Source organism: Aquamicrobium sp. LC103 (genome assembly GCF_001014615.2).
Classification (GTDB): domain Bacteria; phylum Pseudomonadota; class Alphaproteobacteria; order Rhizobiales; family Rhizobiaceae; genus LBCQ02.
In genome coordinates this window covers 249578-269964 of the sequence record NZ_LBCQ02000012.1, presented here as the reverse complement: position 1 = coordinate 269964, position 20387 = coordinate 249578, and the positions used below count along the sequence as shown (strand labels likewise).

General features: G+C 64.9%; 18 protein-coding genes. 14 read left to right on the top strand and 4 right to left on the bottom strand.

Annotated features, from left to right (window positions below):
- Positions 1 to 186: 186 nt before the first annotated feature.
- A complete protein-coding gene (locus XW59_RS23075; protein ID WP_047147819.1) occupies positions 187 to 1395 on the top strand; it encodes a PqqD family protein in 1209 nt (402 codons plus the stop codon).
- A 109-nt stretch (positions 1396 to 1504) separates the two neighbouring features.
- Here XW59_RS23075 and XW59_RS23070 read toward each other — a convergent pair whose 3' ends face one another.
- Positions 1505 to 2878, bottom strand: coding sequence for a S8 family serine peptidase (locus tag XW59_RS23070; protein WP_047148038.1), 1374 nt, complete (start codon positions 2876 to 2878; stop codon positions 1505 to 1507).
- 141 nt (positions 2879 to 3019) lie between these two features.
- Here XW59_RS23070 and XW59_RS23065 point away from each other — a divergent pair, with 141 nt between their 5' ends.
- Together XW59_RS23065 and XW59_RS23060 are read left to right on the top strand one after the other, a co-directional pair.
- Positions 3020 to 3562: an RNA polymerase sigma factor gene (locus XW59_RS23065; RefSeq protein WP_047147820.1), complete on the top strand. Its 543-nt coding sequence runs from the start codon at positions 3020 to 3022 to the stop codon at positions 3560 to 3562.
- Positions 3559 to 4338, top strand: a complete 780-nt coding sequence (locus tag XW59_RS23060; protein ID WP_047147821.1) for an anti-sigma factor — start codon at positions 3559 to 3561, stop codon at positions 4336 to 4338. The genes XW59_RS23065 and XW59_RS23060 overlap by 4 nt, the downstream gene beginning before the upstream one ends.
- Before the next feature lie 12 nt (positions 4339 to 4350).
- On the opposite strand, the gene XW59_RS23055 is transcribed toward XW59_RS23060, so the two are convergent.
- On the bottom strand, positions 4351 to 5883 hold the full coding sequence (locus tag XW59_RS23055) for an AMP-binding protein (protein ID WP_047147822.1): 1533 nt from the start codon (positions 5881 to 5883) through the stop codon (positions 4351 to 4353).
- A 138-nt stretch (positions 5884 to 6021) separates the two neighbouring features.
- Positions 6022 to 6783 (bottom strand): helix-turn-helix domain-containing protein, encoded by a 762-nt coding sequence (locus XW59_RS23050; protein ID WP_246666177.1) that lies wholly within the window; start codon positions 6781 to 6783, stop codon positions 6022 to 6024.
- Between the two features lie 303 nt (positions 6784 to 7086).
- Between XW59_RS23050 and XW59_RS23045 the strand changes: the two genes are divergently transcribed.
- The 11 genes from XW59_RS23045 (at position 7087) to XW59_RS22995 (ending at position 18215) form a co-directional block, all read left to right on the top strand.
- Complete coding sequence (locus tag XW59_RS23045) at positions 7087 to 7662, top strand: TRAP transporter small permease (RefSeq protein WP_047147823.1); 576 nt, start codon at positions 7087 to 7089, stop codon at positions 7660 to 7662.
- 3 nt (positions 7663 to 7665) lie between these two features.
- Positions 7666 to 8952 carry a TRAP transporter large permease gene (locus XW59_RS23040; RefSeq protein ID WP_047147824.1) on the top strand — a complete coding sequence of 429 codons (1287 nt, stop codon included), beginning with the start codon at positions 7666 to 7668 and terminating at the stop codon, positions 8950 to 8952.
- 38 nt (positions 8953 to 8990) lie between these two features.
- Positions 8991 to 10013: a TRAP transporter substrate-binding protein DctP gene (gene dctP, locus XW59_RS23035; RefSeq protein ID WP_047148040.1), complete on the top strand. Its 1023-nt coding sequence runs from the start codon at positions 8991 to 8993 to the stop codon at positions 10011 to 10013.
- A 21-nt stretch (positions 10014 to 10034) separates the two neighbouring features.
- Positions 10035 to 10496, top strand: a complete 462-nt coding sequence (locus XW59_RS23030; RefSeq protein ID WP_047147825.1) for a MaoC/PaaZ C-terminal domain-containing protein — start codon at positions 10035 to 10037, stop codon at positions 10494 to 10496.
- A 209-nt stretch (positions 10497 to 10705) separates the two neighbouring features.
- Positions 10706 to 11932, top strand: a complete 1227-nt coding sequence (locus XW59_RS23025; RefSeq protein WP_047147826.1) for a CoA transferase — start codon at positions 10706 to 10708, stop codon at positions 11930 to 11932.
- A 2-nt stretch (positions 11933 to 11934) separates the two neighbouring features.
- Complete coding sequence (locus tag XW59_RS23020; protein WP_047147827.1) at positions 11935 to 13101, top strand: acyl-CoA dehydrogenase family protein; 1167 nt, start codon at positions 11935 to 11937, stop codon at positions 13099 to 13101.
- A gap of 6 nt (positions 13102 to 13107) precedes the next feature.
- Entirely contained in the window at positions 13108 to 14373 is a 1266-nt protein-coding gene (locus XW59_RS23015; RefSeq protein ID WP_047147828.1) for an acetyl-CoA hydrolase/transferase C-terminal domain-containing protein, read from the top strand.
- Positions 14370 to 15530 carry a CaiB/BaiF CoA-transferase family protein gene (locus XW59_RS23010; RefSeq protein ID WP_047147829.1) on the top strand — a complete coding sequence of 387 codons (1161 nt, stop codon included), beginning with the start codon at positions 14370 to 14372 and terminating at the stop codon, positions 15528 to 15530. Before XW59_RS23015 ends, XW59_RS23010 begins: the two co-directional genes overlap by 4 nt.
- A 66-nt stretch (positions 15531 to 15596) precedes the next feature.
- Entirely contained in the window at positions 15597 to 16052 is a 456-nt protein-coding gene (locus XW59_RS23005) for a MaoC family dehydratase (protein WP_047147830.1), read from the top strand.
- Positions 16052 to 16906, top strand: a complete 855-nt coding sequence (locus XW59_RS23000; protein ID WP_047147831.1) for a CoA ester lyase — start codon at positions 16052 to 16054, stop codon at positions 16904 to 16906. Before XW59_RS23005 ends, XW59_RS23000 begins: the two co-directional genes overlap by 1 nt.
- Before the next feature lie 7 nt (positions 16907 to 16913).
- On the top strand, positions 16914 to 18215 hold the full coding sequence (locus tag XW59_RS22995; protein WP_047147832.1) for an MFS transporter: 1302 nt from the start codon (positions 16914 to 16916) through the stop codon (positions 18213 to 18215).
- 17 nt (positions 18216 to 18232) lie between these two features.
- Here XW59_RS22995 and XW59_RS22990 read toward each other — a convergent pair whose 3' ends face one another.
- Complete coding sequence (locus XW59_RS22990; RefSeq protein WP_047147833.1) at positions 18233 to 20347, bottom strand: acetate--CoA ligase family protein; 2115 nt, start codon at positions 20345 to 20347, stop codon at positions 18233 to 18235.
- Positions 20348 to 20387 lie beyond the last annotated feature (40 nt).

Below are 20387 nucleotides of genomic sequence, written 5' to 3'. Positions count from 1 at the left end.
GCGGCCGTGGCGGACGCGGAAGCCGTGGTTCCGGCGGACGTGGCTATCGCGCCGGCGGGGGAGGGTCCCTCGGGCGCGGCCTGCGGCAGGCGGCGCGCGATTTCGGCGGCCTGTTCCGCTTCTAACAAGAGACCGTCAAAGGCGGCCGGGCTCTTCGCCCGGCCGCTTCTTTCATGGAGACGACGAATGCTCGTTCGTTGCAGCCTCACCGCCCTCCCTCTTCGCTTCGTGGATGCAGGCGAGGTTTTCGACACGCTTCTTGCGGTCACCGAAGGTTGGTCCTTTGCCGTCCTGGCGGGCGAGGTCGATGGCACCGCCCTCTCGATATCGCGCAATGAAGAGGGCTTCGCGATCGAGGAGGCCGGCCGCGAAACCCTGCATGAGCCGAGCGCCGTCAGCGCCGCCTGCAGCCTGATCGTCGTCCTGCTCAACCGCATGATCGAGGATGAAGCCGATCTGCTGTGCCTGCATGCCGGTGCGGTGGCGATCGGCGGGCGGACGATCGTCTTTCCGAGCACGCATCGCGCCGGCAAGAGCACCCTTGGCGCGGCGTTGGCGTTTCGCGCTCACAAGGTCGTCGCGGACGACATTCTCCCTCTCGACTGCGCCGGAGATGGTATTCGCGCCATCGCCTCGGGAGTCGCCCCTCGTCTCAGGGTTCCGCTTCCGCGCGCGCTCGGCCTGCGTTTCCGCTTCTCGGCATGGCGCGCCGCCGGTCCCGACGACGGCTACTACCGCTATCTTCACCTGCCGTCCTCGCTCAAATGCCCGCTCGGCGAACGGCACGAACTCGCCGCCTTCGTCTTCCTCGAGCGTAGCTCCGGGCAGCGCGGGGCGCAGCTCCAGGCGGTCGACAAGGCGAGCGCGATGCGCAGCCTGCTCATCCAGAATTTCGGTACGGCGGCGGCGCCGGAGGCGATCGTCGGCCGCATCGACCGGCTGACGGATGAGAATCCCGCCTTCCTGCTGCGTTACGGCGATCTTGGCGAAGCCGCCATGGTTCTGGAGCGCAGCTTCGGCGCAGCCGAGCCGGCATGCAGGCTTTGGGCTTCACTCGAACGGACGGCCCTTCCCATCCGAACCGTGGAGCGTGTTGAGCCGCTGCGGGATGGCGGAGAGCGCGGCGAACGCATGATCTGTCAACGCCCGGGCATCGTCTGCAAACGGACGGAAGGTTCCGCCTTCCTTGCCGATCCCGAACACGGCGGCATCTTCGCGCTCGATGCCGTCGGGGCGGCGGTCTGGATGCTGATGGAGGAGCCGGTCTCGGTCCAGGAGCTCACCTGCGCGCTCGGCGAGGCCTTTTCCGACGTCGAGCCCGAGCGGATCGCGGCCGACATCGACCGGCTCGTTCAAATGCTGCTAGCCAACCGCCTGGCCGTGGAGGCGGCATGACGAAACGGCTCCGGTCGGCGATCTCGAACCGGCCGTCGAAAGTTCCTTGAAAGATAAAAACGGCCTGCGCGGAGAGATGAATGTGTCCGCACAGGCCGCCAAGGTCGCTTCAGGGCGTGGCGCCGCATATGGCGCGGGCGTTGAGGAGCCCCCAACCGAAGACCGGATCCTTTCCGGGATCGCCCAGATCCTCGACGCTGCGCGTCAGGCGTTCGCGAATCTGCTCCGTCGTCAGATCGGGATTTGCCGTCTTCATCAACGCTGCCGCGGCGGTGACGAAGGGGGCGGCGAAGGAAGTGCCGGTCTTTGTGCGCTTGCCGCTTATCGAAGCTGCCGTCCACACTGCGACGCCGGGTGCCGCGAAGTCGATGTGCTCGCCGCGGCCGGCGCGCCTGTAGGGGCGCTTGCGCCGGTCGATCGCCGTCACCGCGACGACTTCCTCATAGGCGGCCGGATAGACCGGCTCGGATCTCGGCCCCTCATTGCCGGCGGCCGCGACCATGATGATGCCACGTTCGGCCACCCTTCCCACCGCCTGTTCCAGCAGCTCGTTGTCGGGGCCGGAAAGGCTCATGTTGATGACGTGCACCTGGCGCTCGACGAGCAAATCCAGCGCGCGGACGAGATTGTATGCTTCTGCGCGCTCGTCGTTGCGGCGGGCTTTGTGGAACGTATCCAGGGCGATCAGCCTGGCGCCTGGCACGAGGCCGGGCGTGCGGCTTTCCGGAGCTCCCACCAGCAACGCCGCCACGGCCGTCCCATGCTGCTTTCCCGATTCCGGTAGTTTCTCGTCGACGAGGCGGATGACCTCGACCTCGGCGCCTTCGAACGCGCTGTGTTCCGCATTTATCGCCGTATCGACCAGACCGACATGCACGGTACCTGTGCAGGCGCCAGGCGCCTCCTGCCCGGCCGGCCAGCCGACAAGCACGCGCGCCAGGCAGTCGTCGGTGAGACAAGGCTGCTCGGCGCCCTGTTCAGGGCGATAATAATGATTGAAGTCGAGAACGGCCTGCGGCGCGGTGGCTACGGCCTGTTCGCGCGCAGCTTCCAGCGTGATCCCTGACGGGATGCGCAGCTTGATCACCTCGGTATCGGCCGAGGCGATCGGCGATCGTTCCAGGACCTCGAAACCCGAGGCGGTCATCTGATCGAGCTGGGCGGCAGTGAAGCCGAGGCCGACGATCTCGTCCGGCGCGCGGGTTGGGGGAGGCGGGGCAGGCACCTGTGCCCGGCGTTGCGGGCTGCGACGCTGTGGCCGCGGCAGGCGCGGCGCGAACTGTCCGCGAAACATGCGGATTACGTTGCCGACACCATCATCATCGTCGTCATCGTCATCGTCATCGTCGGCAAGAGCAGGCTGTACGCCCATAAGCTCGGGCGTCGTCCAATCGCCGCCAATCAGCATGCTTCCGGAAAGCACGAACACGAACAGAAGGCGCAGCAGTGCCGGTGTGCGGATCGCCGCAAGAGAGTTGCGCATCGCTTCATTCTCCTCTCTGAACATGGCCATAGCAAAGGACGCCCAACTAGTCACTTGGAACGGCCGGTCATTGATTGTAGGTTGCCGGAAAACGCACTGCCCCGGGCGTTATTCCACGATCTGCAATCGGATATCGAAAAAATGAGCCCGAGGACCGGCCGAGTCGAAGATCAACTCGTCGCCTTCCTGCCGAATTTACGCCGCTTCGCCATTTCCCTGTGCGGTTCGCGGGACGTGGCCGACGATCTGGTTCAGGCGGCCTGCGAGCGTGCGCTCGCCAATGCCGAGCGTTTCGAGCAGGGCACCCGTTTCGACGCCTGGATGTTCCGAATCCTGCGCAACCTGTGGATCGACACCATCCGCCGGCAGAAGACGGCCGGCGTCCACGAGGATATTTCCGAGCGCCAGGACATCGCCGGCGCCTCCGGCGAACGCGAGGTCGAAGCCCGCCTGACGCTCAAGAGCGTCAGCGAAGCGATCGCCGATCTGCCGGACGAGCAGCGCGAAGTGCTGCTTCTGGTCTGCGTGGAGGAATTGTCCTATCGCGAAGCGGCCGACGTTTTGGCAATTCCGATCGGAACGGTTATGAGCAGGCTTGCACGCGCTCGCAAAAATTTGGCGGACGCGGCGGGAATAACCGGGGAGAACATGCGTTCTGACATCGTGCACGGGGCTAAGCGATGACGACCGAATTTTCCGACGAGATATTGATGCGTTTCGCCGATGGGGAGTTGGACCCCGATACCGCGGCGCAGGTCGAACGAGCGATGGAGAGCGACGACGAGCTCGTGACGCGCGTGGCGATGTTCATGGAGACGCGCGCGGCGGCGAAGGACGCGCTCGCGCCTCTGCTTGAAGAGCCGGTGCCGGACCATCTCACCGCTGCGGTCGAAAGAATGGTCGCCGAGAAGAAGGCGGCGGAAGGCCCCCGCGAACCCTCCGAGCCCGCCGACGCCTCCGTGGTCCCGTTCCCGCGCCGGGCGGCGAACGACGGCAATCGTGCCCGCTGGATCGTTCCCATCGCCGCCTCGCTGCTCGCGGCACTCGGCGGCTACTGGCTGGGCGCGGACGGCGCGTCCGCGCCGGTCGGCAATACGGATCTGGTCGCTGTCAGCGACCCGGGCCTGGTCGAGGCTTTGCGGACGGTGGCGGCGGGCGACGAGCGGCAGCTGGCCGGCTCGAACCAGCGCTTTCGCGCGATCGCCACCTTCCGCGACAATGCCCAGACGCTTTGCCGCGAATTCGAGCTGGACTCGGCGCAAAGCTCGACCGTGATTTCGGTCGCCTGCTTCGCCGATCCCGGCTGGCGGGTGACCTTCGCCGTCGTCGCGCCCGCCGACAGTGGCGGATACGCGCCGGCGTCCTCGACCGAGGCGCTCGACGCCTATCTCCAGGCGATCGATGCGGCACCGCCCATGACGGTGGAGGAGGAGACGCAGGCGCTCTCCTCGCTGCGCTGAGGAAGCGTGGCGCTAGCTGGCCTCGTCCGTCTTTGCCAACCGCGCCCGCAGCTCGGTCTTCAACACCTTGCCATAGCTGTTCTTGGGCAGTTCATCGCAAAAGACGTAACGTTTCGGTTTCTTGAAGGACGCGATCTCCCGCCGGCACCAGGTCTCGAGCTCGACCGGCGCGCAGGTGGCACCGGGGCGGGAAACGACGAAGGCGACGACGTCCTCGCCCCATTCCGAACTCGGCGCGCCGACCACGGAGACTTCCAGGACGGCCGGATGGCGCGCGAGCACTTCCTCCACCTCGCGCGGATAGATGTTGGTTCCGCCCGATATGATGACATCCTTCGACCGGTCGGTGAGCGTCAGGAAACCGTCGCCGTCGATCCGCCCGACGTCGCCGGTATGCAGCCATCCATTGGCAAGCGTCCGGGCACTCGCTTCCGGATTGTTCCAGTAGCCTTTCATCACCGTGGGGCCGCGCACCAGGATTTCGCCCGGCTCGCCCTCCCGGGGCGGACCGCCGTCTCCTGCTATCCTCATCTCGATGCTCGCCATGGCTTGGCCGACCGACGCGCGGCGCTCCGAATGGTCGGGATGGGTGCGGTCGGCGATAATCTCGCGCCGCAAGGAGGTGATCGTCATCGGGCTTTCGGCCTGACCGTAGATCTGTACGAAACGCGGACCGAAAAGCTGCAGCGCCTCTTCAATGTCGGCTGCGTACATCGGCCCACCGCCATAGACGATGGTGCGTATGCCATCGCCGCGATAGCCGGACGTCTTCGACCATTCGACAAGTCGTTTCACCATGGTCGGGGCGGCGAACATGACCGTCTGCCCGAAATGCCGCGACAGATCCGCGATTTCTTCGGGATTGAAGCCGCGCGAAACGGGGAAGACGTGGCCGCCGCCGGCGCGCACGAACACGAAATTGTAGATGCCGGCGCCATGCGAAATCGGCGCGGCGTAGATCGTAGCCTGATCACCCGCAATCTGGTCGACGTCGAGCGCGTAGGCGAGGCTGGCGGTCCGGAGATTGTCGTGCGTCAGCATCACGCCTTTCGGGCGGCCCGTGGTGCCGGAACTGTAGAACAGCCATGCGGTGTCTTCGCCCGTCACCTCCGCCGGCGCTTCGGTGCCATCGCCTTGCTCTTCGAGTGCTGTCCATTCGGGAGAGCCGACCGCTATCTCGCGGCAGCCTTCCGGCAGCGGCGTCTCCGACCCGGTGGCCCCGTCCTCGGAGAACAGCAGCCGCGCGCCCGCATTCTCGACGATCCAGGCGACTTCGCGCGGGTGCAGCTTATGGTTCACCGGGACAATGATCGCGCCCGCCCACCACACCGCGTAAAACAGTTCCAGATATTCTGGAATGTTCTTCAGGAAAACCGCCACGCGATCGCCCGGCTGCAGCCCGTGCGACAGGCTCATGCCGGCAGCGCGCGCCCGAACGCGTCGCAGGAACTCACCATAGGTCGCGATCGGACGCGTTCCGAGAAAGATCGCCGGCGTGTCCGGCTTGGCACGCGCGGTCGAGTGCAGCCAACTGGCGATGTTCATTCCGCAATCCTCCCTGATGCGATCAGCGATGACGACTTCGGCGATGCCGAGGCTGACTGGAGGATGTCTACGATAGCCGCAACAGCTTGTCTATATATTTGAAAGGTACGTCCATATAAGAAGACGTTCTGCAGTCATTCACACGCTGTCGAGTGGCGGCGTCGTCAAGCCCTTGATCTCCTCACTCAGATAGCGCGGTCCGAAATGCTGCGCCACGGCGGCGTGCATGATCCTGGCGATCTCCGGCATCCTGACTTCGACGCGGTTGAGCGGGCCGGCGACGGTGACGGAGAAGATGCGTTCTGAAATGTTGATGGGCAGAGAAACGCCGCCGAGATCGACGCTGTAGTTGGACGCCGAGCGAAACCAGCCGCGAAACAGGCCGGCACGGATCTGATCCTCGACGGTTTCCACGCTCATCGGCGTTCCTGACCCGTAGCGCTCAAACACCACCTTGCGCAGCAGCGCGCTGCGCTGGCGGCTCGGCCATTGGCTGATGATCGCCTGGCCGGAAGCCGTCGCATGCAGTGGAATGCGTTGCCCGACTTCCGCGGCATAACGAACGCGGGCCTTGGACTGGACGACTTCGAGGAACATGAGGCTTCCGCCGGAGGCGGCTCCGATGCAAACCGTTTCGCCAGTGCGGTCGTTCAGGTCTCCGGCGAGTCTCACCAGCGTATCCGGTATGGGCTCGGCTGCGGAGATCGTCTGCGCGATCGCCAGCCATCGCGGAGTCGGATAGAACCGGCCGCGTCCTTCCGGCTCGAAGAGATACCCGCGCGCGCCGAGCGTGGACAAGAGGTTGAAGGTGGACGAGCGCGGCCAGCCGAAATGCTGCGATACCTCGGCGAGGCTCGCGGGCTTGCCGTGAGCGGCGAAGAACTCGAGTAGATCGAGCATATTTGCGACTTGCCTGACCAGCACCGTCATTTCTCCGTTCGAAGATGCGGCAGCGAATCCCACCGCGTCCGTGTCTATATATATGGCAACTCGACGGGCGGTAACCCCAATCGAATACCGAGTTCGATTCCTTGCGCCCCTTGAATGCCAAGAATTTGGACAACTTCTCCATTTTTAGGTTGACTACCGGCAATGTCATCATAAGAATCCAAATTTCCGAACATCAAAGACAAATATATGTACAATTCGTCATTGGGTTCGTAGGATCCGTGGCGATCCATGCGCCAGACTGGGAGGAAAAGGATGGAACGTAGGTCCAATGCCGCGGAGACCGTCGGCATTTCGCGTGCGCTGGCCTCGTTGGAGGTGGCGCTGATGGCGGTGTCGGCGGTCGCGATGGCGGCCATCATGCTGGTGGTCACCCTCGACGCGACGTTGCGCTACATCATCTCGTCGCCCCTGACCTGGTCCTACGACCTGATCGGCCTCTACCTCATGGTGGCGGTGTTCTTCCTTGCGCTGCCGGACACGCTCAACCATCACGGCCACATCGCCGTCGACATTTTCCAGCGCCTCATCCCGCTGCGGCTCCGGCATCTGTTGCTGGGGACAGGATATGCGCTGTCGACATGGGTCATGGTGCTGATCGTGTGGGGGGCGGGCCAGCGGCTCAAGACCGCTTTCCTGCAGGATGAGCGCATCGCCGCGCTCGTTCCCTGGCCCACCTGGATTGCCTACCTGCTCGTCGTCGTCGGCTCCTCGGTACTGGTTATGCGCTGTCTCCTCAGGGTCTACGGCCATTTCGCATCCGCGATCATCGGCCGAGAGGTCGTCGACATGCCGCCACCGCCCACCGAAGCCGGCGTCGAGGAGATCTGATCCATGCTTGTCCTTTTCGTTCTTCTCCTGCTTGGCGTTCTGCTCGTCATCGGTCTGCCGGTCGCCTTCGGCATGGCGGTGTCGGGCGCCGTCGGCCTCTATCTCTACGGTGGCATGCCGATCCTGTCCGGCATTCTCAGTACGACGCCGCTGACCACCGCGAATTCCTACGAGATGATCACGATCCCGATGTTCATCCTGATGGCGGAGTTCGTCATCCTGTCGGGCATCGCGAGCGACCTGTTCCGCGCCGCGACCATATGGGTGGGGCGCGTGCGCGGCGGTGTCGCGATGGCGACGGCGATCGCTGGGGCGGGCTTCGGCGCCATCTCGGGTTCCAGCACCGCGGCGGCCGCGACGCTGGCCGCAACCTCGCTGCCGGAGATGATCAAGCAGGGCTACGAGCCGAAGCTCGCCGGCGGCGTGGTCGCGATCTCCGGCACGCTCGCGATGCTGATCCCACCTTCGGTGGCGCTGATCCTCTACGGCATCCTGGCGGACGTCTCGATCTCGGCGCTGCTCATCGGCGGCATCATTCCCGGCCTCATCGTCACCGTGGCGATCATTCTGACGGTCTGGATCCTCGTCATCCTGTGGCCGGAGTCGGCGCCGGGTGGCCGCAGCTACTCCTTCGCGGAAAAATTCGCCTCGCTGAAGCGGGTCGGCCCGATGCTGGTGCTGTTCCTCGCGATTACCGGCACGATCTATTCCGGCATCGCCACGCCCACCGAGGCGTCTGGCATCGGCGCTTTCATCGCCATGCTTCTCGCCATCCGCGAGCGCAAGCTGACGCCGTCGACATTGTGGGCCGCGCTGCGCAACTCGGCGCAGACGAGCTGCATGATCCTGTTCATCATCCTCGGCGCTCACGTCTTCGGCTATTTCATCACCATCACACGGGTCACCAACGACCTCAGCGAGTGGGTCGCGGCCTTGCCGCTTGCGCCGCTGGCGATCATGGCGTTGATCCTGGTCGGCTACATCATCCTCGGCTTCTTCATGGACCAGATCGCCATTCTGATCCTGACCGTGCCCGTCGTGCTGCCGATCGTGCTCAAGCTCGGCTTCGATCCGATCTGGTTCGGCGTGATCGTGGTCGTTACCGCGGAGGTCGGCATGGTCACGCCGCCCTTGGGCATGAACGTCTTCGTGGTGGCAAGATACACACGCCGGCCGCTCGGCGAACTGTTCAGGGGCGTCATGCCGCATGTCTGGGCGCATCTCGTCGTGATCGCGCTCCTGACGCTCTTTCCGGGAATAATCCTGTGGCTTCCGTCCACGATGCGCTGATCCGGAACGCAATCAATCAAAAGCTGGGAGGAATGATCATGCTGAAATATCTGAAAGCGGGAGTAGCCCTGGTATCGCTTCTCGCAGTCTCGGCCATGCCGTCGGTCGCCGAGACCCTGCGGATCGGGGATTCCTTTCCCGTCGGCCACTACATCGCGGAAAACATGACCAAGTTCTGGATGGAGGACGTCAAATCGAGGTCGGGCGGCAAGATCGACTTCCAGTATTTTCCCGCCGAACAGATGGGCAAGGCCAAGGACCTCCTGTCGCTGACGCAGAGCGGCGTGCTCGACATCGGCTATGTCGGCCCGTCCTATGTCAGCGACAAGCTGCCCCTGTCCTCCGTCGGCGAGATGCCGGAGGCCTTCACCAATTCCTGCCAGGGCACCAAGGCGTTCTGGGAGATCGCCAAGCCGGGCGGCGCGCTGGATCAGGCCGAATTCGCGCCCAACGGCGTTCGCGTGCTGCTCGTCATGGTGCTGCCGCCCTATCAGGTTTTCACGGCGAAGCGCGAGATTTCCGGCCTCGACAGCTTCAAGGGCCTGAAGCTGCGCACCACGGGCGGGGCGAAGGAGATCGCGACGCACTCGATCGGCGCGGTGCCGGTGCAGATGGCGGCGCCAGAGGCACGTGACGCGCTGTCGCGCGGCACGCTGGACGGGCTGTTGTTCCCGCACTCGTCTATCCTGCCCTACGATGTCCTGCCATTCCTCAAATACGCCACGCAGGACGTGAATTTCGGGTCCTTCGTCGTCACCTACGTCATCAGCCAGCAGAAATGGGATCAACTCGACGCGGAGACGCAAAAGATCCTGGCGGAGGCTGGCGAGGCGGCGACCATGCATGGCTGTGAGGTCGCGGACAAGCTCGACGGTGTCGACAAGCAGACGATCGCCGATGGCGGCGTGACCTTCGTCAGCCTGCCCGACGCCGACAAGGCGAAGCTGGAGGAGCTGCTGGGAACCTTGAGCAATCGCTGGGCCGATGAACTCGATCAGCGCGGCAAGCCCGGCAAGACGATCCTCGGCGCGTTCCGCGACGCCCTCGGCGCCGCCCAGTAAAAAGCGCGGGGAGGAAAGGGAATGCAGCTCGTTGGCAAGGGACTTTACTGGACGGACCTTCCGATCGGAGCCGCATTCCGCACCTTCGGGCGGACGCTGACCGAGACCGATATCGTGAATTTCGTCTCGGTTGCCGGCATGCTCGAATCGCTGTTCGTGGACGCCGAGTTTCGCGCCGCGCATTCCGCCATTCCGGGGCGGCCTGCACCGGCCGCGCTGGTCCTCGCTCTCGCGGAAGGATTGGTGCTGAACGCCACCGCCCAGGGCACCGGGCTTGCCTTCCTGAATATGGAACTGACGGTCGAGCGCCCGGTGCAGCAAGGCGATACGATCCATGTCGAGATCACCGTCGTCGAGCAACGCGCGGCTTCGAAGGAAGGCCGCGGACTGGTGCGTACGCGCAACGCGGTCGTCAACCAGCGGGGCGAGACGGTGATGGTTTACACGCCGCTGCGCCTCATGGAAGGGCCGCCGGCCGCCTGATTCTCTCTTGTTCCGAAACAGGCATGCCTTCGTCCAAATTTTTGGACGGAGGCTGCAGGTATTTGCGCGCGATTGAACAAAAGGGATTCAGAAAAGCTTCGCGAAAACATGGATTTCTTGCTCTTCGAGCTTGCAAGCGCGTTTCGACTGTGATCCAAATATATGTATAAGAAATTCATAAATGCGGACAAATGCAGAAAGGCCGGCGAATGGGCCCGCTTTCCGGATTGAAGGTCATAGATCTCACCGCGGTGCTGATGGGGCCGTACGCCACTCAGTTCCTGGGAGATTTCGGCGCCGACGTGATCAAGGTCGAGCCGCCGAGCGGTGACCTCGTCCGTTCGATAGGTCCGGGCCGCTCGCCGAGCATGGGACCGATCTTCCTCAACGCCAATCGCTCCAAACGGTCGATCGTCGTCAATCTGAAGACGGCCGAGGGGAGGCTGCTGCTGCTCGATCTTTGCCGCGAAGCGGACGCTCTGGTCTATAATATCCGCCCGGCGGCGATGGCCCGGCTCGGACTCTCCTACGAGGAAGTCTCGGCGATCAATCCGCGCATCATCTATGCCGGCTTGTATGGGTACGGTCAGGATGGCCGCTATGCCCGCCGGCCAGCCTATGACGACCTCATCCAGGGTGGCGCGACGCTGCCATACCTGTTCATGCTTTCGGGGTCGAGCGAGCCGCGCTACGTACCGTCAGCGATCGCCGACCGCATCGTCGGTCTGACCGCCTTGAGCGGGATCCTTGCAGCGCTTCTCGAACGCGATCGCAGCGGCCGCGGCCAGCGCGTCGACGTGCCGATGTTCGAGACGATGGTGGGCTTCATTCTCGGCGATCATCTCGGCGGCCTCACCTTCGACCCGCCGCTCGACGCCGGCGGTTATGCGCGCCAGCTTGCCCGCGACCGTCGTCCGTTCCGGACCGCGGACGGTCATGTCTGCGCGCTCGTCTACACCGACGACCATTGGAGGCGCTTCCTGGAAGCGATCGGCCAGCCTGATCTGATGCAGACCGACCCGCGCTTTGCCAGCTTCGGCGCCCGCATGGAGCATGTGGCGCATGTCTATGGCTGGCTCACCGAGCTGTTCGCGACGCGCAGTTCGGCCGAGTGGATCGCGCTTCTCGACGAGACCGATATTCCGGTCATGGCAATGCACAGCTTCGAGACGGTGCTCGAGGACCCGCACCTCGCCGAAGTCGGCTTTTTCCAGCGCGTGGAGCATCCCAGCGAGGGCGAGATCGTGACGATGGCCAATCCGGTACGCATGTCGGCAACCCCCGTCGAGACGCGGCGCCTCGCGCCGCGCATGGGTGAGCACACGGTCGAGGTGCTGCGGGAGCTCGGTGCCGACGAGGACAGGATTAGCACGCTTCTAGAACGCGGGATCGTTGCGGCTGCCGCGCAGCCGGCCTCACAGGACGAAAGAGGATAAAGATGGATTTTGGTTTCACCAGCGAACAGGAAGCCATTCGCGACGCGATTGAGCGCATCTGCTCTCAATTCGACGATGCCTATTGGCTGAAGCGCGACAAGGAAGGCGGCTTCCCGCAGGATTTCTATGACGCGCTCGCCCGCGAGGGCTGGCTTGGCATCTGCACCGCCGAGGCCCAGGGCGGCGCGGGGCTCGGCATCACGGAGGCGGCGATCATGATGCGCACCATCGCCGAATCCGGAGCCGGCATGTCCGGCGCGTCCGCCGTCCACATCAACATTTTCGGCCTGAAGCCGGTCGACGTCTTCGGCACCGAGGAACAGAAGAACCGCATGATCAGGCCGATGGCCGAGGGGCGCGAGAAGGCCTGCTTCGCGGTCACCGAACCGAATACCGGACTGAACACCACGCAACTCAAGCTGCGCGCCGAGAAACGCGGCGGCCATTATCACGTCACCGGTCAGAAGGTCTGGATTTCAACCGCGCAGGTCGCCGACCGCATCCTGTTGCTTGCCCGCACGACGCCTCTCGAAGAGGTCAGGAAGGCAACCCACGGCCTCAGCCTGTTCTACACCAAGTTCGACCGCGAGCGGATCAAGGTGCGGGAAATCGAGAAGATGGGCCGCAAATGCGTCGATTCCAACGAGCTTTTCTTCGAGGATTTCCGCATACCCGAAGAGGATCTGATCGGCGAGGAGGGGCGCGGCTTCGAGTACATCCTGCACGGGATGAACCCTGAGCGCATCCTGATCGCGGCGGAGGCGGTCGGACTCGGCATGGCCGCATTGCGCAAGGCCACGCAATATGCGCGCGAGCGTGTCGTGTTCAGCCGCCCGATCGGCCAGAACCAGGGCATCCAGCACCCGCTTGCCAAATGCTGGTGCGATCTCGAAGCCGCCTGGCTGATGGTCATGAATGCGGCGTGGCAGTACGATTCCGGAAAGCCGGCGGGTGCCGCCGCCAATGCGGCGAAGTATCTGGCCGGCGAGGCCGGTTTCGACGCCTGTCAGACCGCGGTGATGACCCATGGAGGCTTCGGCTACGCCAAGGAATACCATGTCGAGCGCTATCTGCGCGAGGTGATGGTGCCGCGGATCGCGCCGATCAGCCCGCAACTCGCCCTGAGCTTCATCGCCGAACGCGTGCTCGGCCTGGCGAAATCCTACTGACGCGCCATGTCCGCGATCTCCGCCGCAGCTCTCGACCTGCCTTCCCTGATCAGGGAAGGCGATCGCGTGCTGGTCGGGCAGGGGACGGCGGAGCCGCTTACGCTGACCCGGTCGCTGATGCGGCAGGCCGAGCGGCTGCCGTCATGCAGCGTCTTCATCGGTCCGACCTATTCCGATACCTTCACGACTGAAGCTCCGGCTCACATCGCCTTCGAAAGCTACGGCGCCATCGGCGCCGCCGCGAAGCTCGCGCGTGCCGGCAGGCTTTCGATCTATCCGGAACATTTTTCCGATCTCGCCGAGGAAATCGGTGGTCCACGGCTGGCGGTCGCCTGCGTGTTGATCCAGTTGCGCCCGGCCCTGGCCGGTGGCGGCTACAATCTCGGCGTGGCACGCGATTTCGTGGTCGAGGTCGTCAAAAAGACGCGTTGCGTGGTGGCGGAATTGAACCCGGCGCTGCCGGCCTGCCGCGGCGGCGACATCGAACTCGACCTGCCGTTCTCGGCGGTAGTCGAGGCAGAGTTTCCGCCGCTTGAAATCCCGCCGCCCGTGCTTGGTGAAACGGAAAAACGCATCGCGGCGAATGTCGCGGCCCTAGTGCCGGACGGCGCGGTGCTGCAGGCTGGCGTCGGCTCCATCCCGGCAGCGGTTCTCCATGCGCTCACGAGCCACAAGGATCTGGGCTTTCACTCAGGCGCGTCATCCGATGGGCTCGTCGCCCTGGCGGAAGCGGGCGCGCTCACCAACGCGCGCAAGGAAATCGATGCCGGCGTGTCGGTCACTGGCATCCTTCTCGGCAGTCGTCGCCTCTATGAATTCGCCCATCGCAATCCGCAACTGCGGCTGGCCGGGCCTGACGAGACCCATAGCCTCGCGCGTATCGCCGGCTTGTCGCGTTTTCATGCCATCAATTCCGCGCTCGAGGTCGACCTCACCGGGCAGGTCGGCGCCGAACTGGCCGGCGATCGCTATGTCGGCGCCGTCGGGGGCCAGGTCGATTTCGTGCGTGCCGCACGCAAGTCGCCGCACGGGCGGGCGATAGTCGCGCTTCCGGCAGCGACGCGGGACGGCATGAGCCGCATCGTGCCGCAGGTCGGAACCGTCACCTGCGCCCGCTCCGACGCGGACACCATCGTGACCGAACACGGCGTTGCGGAACTTCGCGGCCAAAGTCTCGACGAGCGGGCTCGGCGCATGATCGCGATCGCCGCGCCTGAATGGCGCGAGCCGCTCGCACGCGCCTGGCATGACGGCAGGAAGCATCTGCAATGAGCGTGAACGGCAGAAAAGGACCGCTCGCCGGCCTCAAAATCGTGGAAATGGAGGGCATCGGACCTGCGCCTCTGGCCGCGATGCTGCTGGCCGATCTCGGCGCCGAGGTGATCCGTATAGAGCGCATCGCTGCTTCCGGCGTCGGAATCGCGCGGCCCCGCGAGTTCGATTTCGCGCTGCGGGGGCGTATGTCGATACGGATCGATCTCAAGCACAGGGAAGGCGTCGCGCTCGCGCTCGGGCTGATCGCGCGCGCCGACGGGCTGATCGAAGGGTTTCGGCCGGGCGTGATGGAACGGCTGGGATTAGGTCCGGAGCCGTGCCTTTCGCTCAACCCACGGCTTGCATATGGACGTCTGACCGGCTGGGGACAGGACGGGCCGCTTTCGAGCACCGCCGGACACGACCTGAACTATCTCGCGGTCACCGGAGTGCTCGACCGGCTGGGAAGGGCGGGCTACGCCCCGACGCCACCGATCAATCTCCTCGGCGATTATGCCGGCGGCAGCATGCTGATGGCCTTCGGCCTGCTTGCCGCCATCCTCTGCGCGCGCACGAGCGGGCGCGGACAAGTGGTCGACGCGGCGATGATCGACGGAGTTTCGCTGCTTTCCATCCCGCTTCTCGGGCTCATCGGGGCCGGCATCCATGATCGCTCGCGCGGCGAGAACCTGCTCGACACGGGTGCGCCGCATTACGACGTATACCCATGCGCCGATGGAACCTATCTGTCCGTCGCGGCGATCGAGCCCAAGTTCCGCGCCGAGCTTATGGCCGGGCTCGGCTTCGATCCCGAGGACTTTCCCGACGTCGAGCGGCGGGAAAACTGGCCGGAAGCGCGGCGCCTGATCGCAGAGCGCATCTCGAGCCGCCCGCGCTCGCATTGGATCGAAATCTTCGAGGGTACCGACGCCTGCGTCGCGCCGGTGCTCACCTTCGAGGAGGCGATGGGGCATCCCCATAATGTCGCGCGCGCTGCCCATGTCGAGATCGACGGCAAGGTTCAGCCCGCGCCTGGGCCGCGCTTCTCCGGAACGCCGGCGGAGGCGCCATCGGGGCCGGCTCGTGGAGACGGGGAGGTGAGCGGCACGCTCGCCCTATGGGGCATCGGACTCGATCGCCTGGAGGAATTGCGCCGTTCAGGGGTAGTCCTTTGATCCGTGTGATTTCAACGACATAGGCGCACAGATTTAGAAAACACAAGAAGCATAGGAGAGAGGAAATTGGCCGGACTCTATTATGAGGAATTCGAGGTTGGGAAAGAATATGAACATCCGCTTTCGCGGACAGTCACCGAGCATGACAACATTTCCTTCAGCCTGATGACGATGAATCCCCAGCCATTGCATGTGGACAATCATTTTTCCGCGGGCACGGAATGGGGGCAGCCGCTCTTCAATTCCCTTTATACACTCGCCATTATGGTCGGGATGTCGGTGCAGGACACGACGCTAGGCACCACGATCGGCAATCTCGGGATGACCGACGTGCGCTTTCCGAAGCCGGTTTTCGCCGGAGACACGCTGCGCGCCCGAACCAAGATCGTCAGCAAGCGCGAAAGCGCCTCGCGCCCCAATGCCGGCATCGTCGAGTTCGAGCATATCTGCACCAACCAGCGTGGCGAAATCGTCGCCTCCTGCCGCCGCAGCGGCATGATGCGCAAAATGCCGGTGGCGTGATGCGTTCGCTCCTGTTCGTGCCGGGCGACAGCCCGAGGAAATTCGCCAAGGCGATCGGCACCGCCGCCAACGCTCTGGTACTCGATCTGGAGGACTCCGTCGCGGCGTCCGCAAAGGCCGAGGCGCGCGAAACCGTCGCCGAGATGCTGCGCTCCGAGCGCGCCGGCAAGATTCTCGTCGTCCGCGTCAATGCATTCGATACCGGATCGACGCTCGACGACCTCGCCGCGGTGATGCCGCACGCGCCCGATGCCGTCATGCTTCCGAAGTGTCGCGGCGGCCACGACCTCGACGTGCTCGACCACTACTTGTCCGCCTTCGAGGTTGCCAATGGGCGGGAGAGGGGAACAGTCGGCGTGATCGCGGTGGCGACCGAGACCGGCGAATCGGTGCTGGGGCTTTCCACCTATCGGCCGCATCCGCGTTTGCGCGGCCTGCTCTGGGGGGCTGAGGATCTGACGGCCTCGATAAACGCCACCGGCAATCGCGACGGCGAGGTCTATAGCGGTCCGTTTCTGCTCGCCCGCAATCTCTGCCTGATGGCGGCGTCGGCCGCCGGCGTCGCGGCCATCGACACGGTCTGCACCAATCTTGGCGACCTCGACTATGTGGCGGCCGAGGCCCGCGCCGCCCGTCGCGACGGCTTTTCCGCCAAGGCAGTCATCCATCCCAGCCATGTCGATCCGGTCAACGCCGCATTCCAACCGACGGAGGCGGAAATCGCCTGGGCGCGGTCGGTGGTGCGGGCGTTCGAGGACAATCCGGACCAGGGCGTCGTTCAGATCGACGGCAAGATGATCGACAAGCCGCACGAGCGGGCGGCGCGCAACATCCTCGCAACAGCAGGGGAGTGATGCGCGCATGACGACGGCTGACAGGGATGCGCAGCCGGGATTCTGGAGCACGACGCGCATTGCCGTGCTCGTCGTCGTCATCGGCTTCGCCTGCAACTTCGTGGCTCGTGGCGTGGTCGACACCTACCTGGTGTTCATGCTTCCGCTGGAACGCGAGTTCGGCTGGCGCCATTCCGACCTCACCCAGGTCTATTCGGCCTATCTGATCACGCTCGGCGTGATGTCGCCGCTCACGGGCGCCATTCTCGACGGCTGGGGGCCACACCTCTCTTATCTGGCCGGCGTCGCGCTGATGGCCGGTGCCATGCTGCTCGCCTCGCAGACGTCGGCGATGTGGCAGCTCTACCTGGCGATCGGCGTGATGTGCGGAATGGCCTCGTCGCTGATGGGCATGGTTCCGGCGGCGGCGCTGATCGGCCGCTGGTTCGATCGCCAGATGAGCGTCGGCGTTGCGCTCGCCTATGCCGGTTTCGGCTCCGGCATGCTGCTGGTGGTGCCGCTGGCGCAGGCGGGCATCGATGCGTTCGGATGGCGCGAGACCTACGGCATCATGTTCATGTGCCTGCTTGCGATGGTTCCGCTGCTGCTTCTCCTGCCATGGAGCCGCATCGCGGTCGGTGCGCCCGGCAACCCACGCGCCCGCGCACCGGCGCAACGCTCAAACGCTGCGCGGACCGGCGAAACCCATGCGCAATGGACGGTCCGCTCGGCCATCGGGACGCTCGAGTTCTGGCTTCTGGTGCAGGCCTTCTTCTTCACGGCGGTCGCCGCCTATCTCACCTCCGTGCAGGTGATCGCCTTCCTGATCGACCGCGGCTATCCGCCGCTCGACGCGGCGCTCGCCTTCGGAATTGCCGGCATGCTGTCGATCTGTGGCGTCATGATGTCAGGCTGGGCGATGGTGCGCTTCGGAGTGCGCCGCGCTACGGTCGTGTCTTTCGTCGGCACCTTTATCGGCATCGCCGGTCTCTGCTTCTTTGCCTTCTGGCCGCATGCCGGTTGGGTGCTGCTCTACATGCTGGCCTTCGGAACCAGCCAGGGCGCGCGTGGCCCCGTCATCAGCGCGCTCAACGCCCGCATCTTCGCGCGGGGGAAAGTCAGTTCGATCTACGGCCTGATCTTCATGATCATGTCGTTCGGGTCGGCCTTTGGAGCATGGCTTTCCGGCGTGCTGCACGATCTTACGGGCGACTACACAGCGGCTTTCATCGTTGCTTGTTTCGCCGTTTTCCTGGCGGCCGCGCCCTTCGTCGTCACGCGCCGTCTCGTGGAGGCGCGTGAACTCCCGCCGCCCTCGATACGGAGCTGATCCAGAAAACCGGGCGGCTAGGGAGCAGGCACCACCTCGACAAGCGCATCGAGAGCCAGTGCTCCCTTGCCCTGTTCCAATATCACGACCGGATTGAGATCTATGCCAGCAAGGCGCGCGTCGGCGCCGGCGGCGAAGCGGGATAGGCTGGACAACAGCTTTGCCGCGGCGTCGATGTCCGCCGGCGGTTTGCCTCGAGCGCCCTTGAGCATGGCCGCCATGCGCGTCCTCTCGATCATCGCGCGCGCCTCCATCTCGGAGAAGGGGCAACGGCGCAGCACGGAGTCGTCCATCAGCTCGGTGAAGATGCCGCCGGGGCCGAACACCGCGATCGGGCCGAACACGGGATCGTGCTTGATCCCCATGATCGCCTCCGTGCCGCCGGCAACTTGCCGCGCGACGAGGACACCTTCGATCCGCGCGCCCGGCGCGCCTCGTCGCGCGCGTTCCATCAGCGTCGCGTAGCCTTCCCTCACCGCGGGGGCGTCCACGACGCCGAGCAAGACGCCTCCGATCTCCGTCTTGTGATGGATGTCGGGCGAGAGGATCTTCAGCACCAAGGGATAGCCGATGCGCTCCGCCGCCGCGACCGCTTCCTCCGCGCTGGCGCAGGCCTGCTCTTCTGGGAATGCGATGCCATGCGCGGCCAGCAGCCTCTTGGCCTCGGCTTCGCTGGGCGTGTTCTTCGGCAGAACGACTTCTGGCGCGGCCGCCGTGGCGATGGTGGTTGCCCGTGATGCGAGGCTCGCGCCGATGCGGCCCATCGCGGCCACGGCGGCGACGGCCCTGTCCGCGTCCTCGAACACCGCCACGCCGATCTCTTCGTAGCGGCGGGCCTGTACTCGGGAAAGCACGGCCACGAGGACGATCAGGATATGGGGAAAGCGCCGCCGCTTCTCCGAAAGCTCCTCGTAAAGCAGCTTGCCGAAACTCTCCGTACCGGCGACCTGGGCGAAGAAGGCGATGATCGACGAGTAATCCGCCTCGGTCGTCATCGCTTCGAGACAGGTGTGGAGCAGCGAAGAATCGTTGACGATATGGGCGGTGCAGTCGACCGGATTGCGGAACGAGGCGAAGGGAAGGACGGCCTGCAGGCGCCGCTGCGTTTCAGACGGCATTTCCGGCATCGACACGCCGCGTTCATCGGCCGCGTCGCTCATCAGCACTCCGGCGCCGCCGCTCACCGTCAGCACGCCGAGCCTGTTGGGTGCGGGATAGATGCCGTGTGCCGCGACACGGGCGAAATCCAGGAGCTGGTCGGCCGATTGCACGCGGATGGCGCCGAACTCCTCGAATATCGCGTCGGCGACCTTGTCGTCGCCGGCGATGGAGGCGGTGTGGGAGGCGGCCGCCTGGGCGCCGAGCCGGCTGCGGCCGACCTTCATGACAAATACCGGCTTGCCCGCCTCCCTGGCGGCGGCCAGGCCGGCCATCAAGGTGCGACCGTTCTTGATGCCTTCCATGTAGGCGGCGATGACGCGGGTATTCGGGTCGGCGGCGAGGCATCCGATTACCTCGCCTACCGACACGTCGGCTTCGTTGCCGGTCATCACGCAGAGCGGCGCGCCGATGCCCGCATTGCGTGCCAGTGTCGCCAGGTGCGAGCCGAAGGCACCCGACTGGCTGACGATGCTGACGCCGCCGTCGAGCGGCCACCCGGATTCGAAGGTCGTCGTGAAGGTGGGAAACCAGGCGCAGCGCGCATTGAACATGCCGAGCGAATTGGGGCCGAGCATGCGCAACCCGAACTCGCGTGCGATGGAGGCGAGCTCGGCCTGGGCCGCGGCGCCCTCGCTGCCCATCTCGGCGAAGCCGGAGGAAAAGACGACGGCGGCGCGGCAGCCGCGCCGGCCGAGCGAACGCAATGTATCGGCAACCTGCGGCGCAGGGACGGCGACGATCGCCGCCTCGGGCGTCTCAGGCAGTTCCTCGATCGACGGGTAGGCTTCGAGTCCCTGGATTTCCCGGCGGTTGGGGTTCACGGGGTAGATCGCGCCATTGAAGCCGGCTTCCAGCATCCACCAGATCGGCCGTCCGCCAATGCGGCTTCGGTCCGCCGAAGCGCCGATCACCGCGACGGATGCGGGGTTCAGCAGGTAGTTGATGGACGAAAAATCATAAGCGTCGCTCATGTGGATACCTTGATGCCGGTGAGGATGGACCGGGAAGCAG

Bases quoted from the DNA above. Each gene is read 5' to 3' on its own strand.
- XW59_RS23075 (WP_047147819.1), top strand. From the start codon at position 187: ATGCTCGTTCGTTGCAGCCTCACCGCCCTCCCTCTTCGCTTCGTGGAT.
- XW59_RS23070 (WP_047148038.1), bottom strand. From the start codon at position 2,878: ATGCGCAACTCTCTTGCGGCGATCCGCACACCGGCACTGCTGCGCCTT.
- XW59_RS23065 (WP_047147820.1), top strand. From the start codon at position 3,020: ATGAGCCCGAGGACCGGCCGAGTCGAAGATCAACTCGTCGCCTTCCTG.
- XW59_RS23060 (WP_047147821.1), top strand. From the start codon at position 3,559: ATGACGACCGAATTTTCCGACGAGATATTGATGCGTTTCGCCGATGGG.
- XW59_RS23055 (WP_047147822.1), bottom strand. From the start codon at position 5,883: ATGAACATCGCCAGTTGGCTGCACTCGACCGCGCGTGCCAAGCCGGAC.
- XW59_RS23050 (WP_246666177.1), bottom strand. From the start codon at position 6,783: ATGCTCGATCTACTCGAGTTCTTCGCCGCTCACGGCAAGCCCGCGAGC.
- XW59_RS23045 (WP_047147823.1), top strand. From the start codon at position 7,087: ATGGAACGTAGGTCCAATGCCGCGGAGACCGTCGGCATTTCGCGTGCG.
- XW59_RS23040 (WP_047147824.1), top strand. From the start codon at position 7,666: ATGCTTGTCCTTTTCGTTCTTCTCCTGCTTGGCGTTCTGCTCGTCATC.
- dctP (WP_047148040.1), top strand. From the start codon at position 8,991: ATGCTGAAATATCTGAAAGCGGGAGTAGCCCTGGTATCGCTTCTCGCA.
- XW59_RS23030 (WP_047147825.1), top strand. From the start codon at position 10,035: ATGCAGCTCGTTGGCAAGGGACTTTACTGGACGGACCTTCCGATCGGA.
- XW59_RS23025 (WP_047147826.1), top strand. From the start codon at position 10,706: ATGGGCCCGCTTTCCGGATTGAAGGTCATAGATCTCACCGCGGTGCTG.
- XW59_RS23020 (WP_047147827.1), top strand. From the start codon at position 11,935: ATGGATTTTGGTTTCACCAGCGAACAGGAAGCCATTCGCGACGCGATT.
- XW59_RS23015 (WP_047147828.1), top strand. From the start codon at position 13,108: ATGTCCGCGATCTCCGCCGCAGCTCTCGACCTGCCTTCCCTGATCAGG.
- XW59_RS23010 (WP_047147829.1), top strand. From the start codon at position 14,370: ATGAGCGTGAACGGCAGAAAAGGACCGCTCGCCGGCCTCAAAATCGTG.
- XW59_RS23000 (WP_047147831.1), top strand. From the start codon at position 16,052: ATGCGTTCGCTCCTGTTCGTGCCGGGCGACAGCCCGAGGAAATTCGCC.
- XW59_RS22995 (WP_047147832.1), top strand. From the start codon at position 16,914: ATGACGACGGCTGACAGGGATGCGCAGCCGGGATTCTGGAGCACGACG.
- XW59_RS22990 (WP_047147833.1), bottom strand. From the start codon at position 20,347: ATGAGCGACGCTTATGATTTTTCGTCCATCAACTACCTGCTGAACCCC.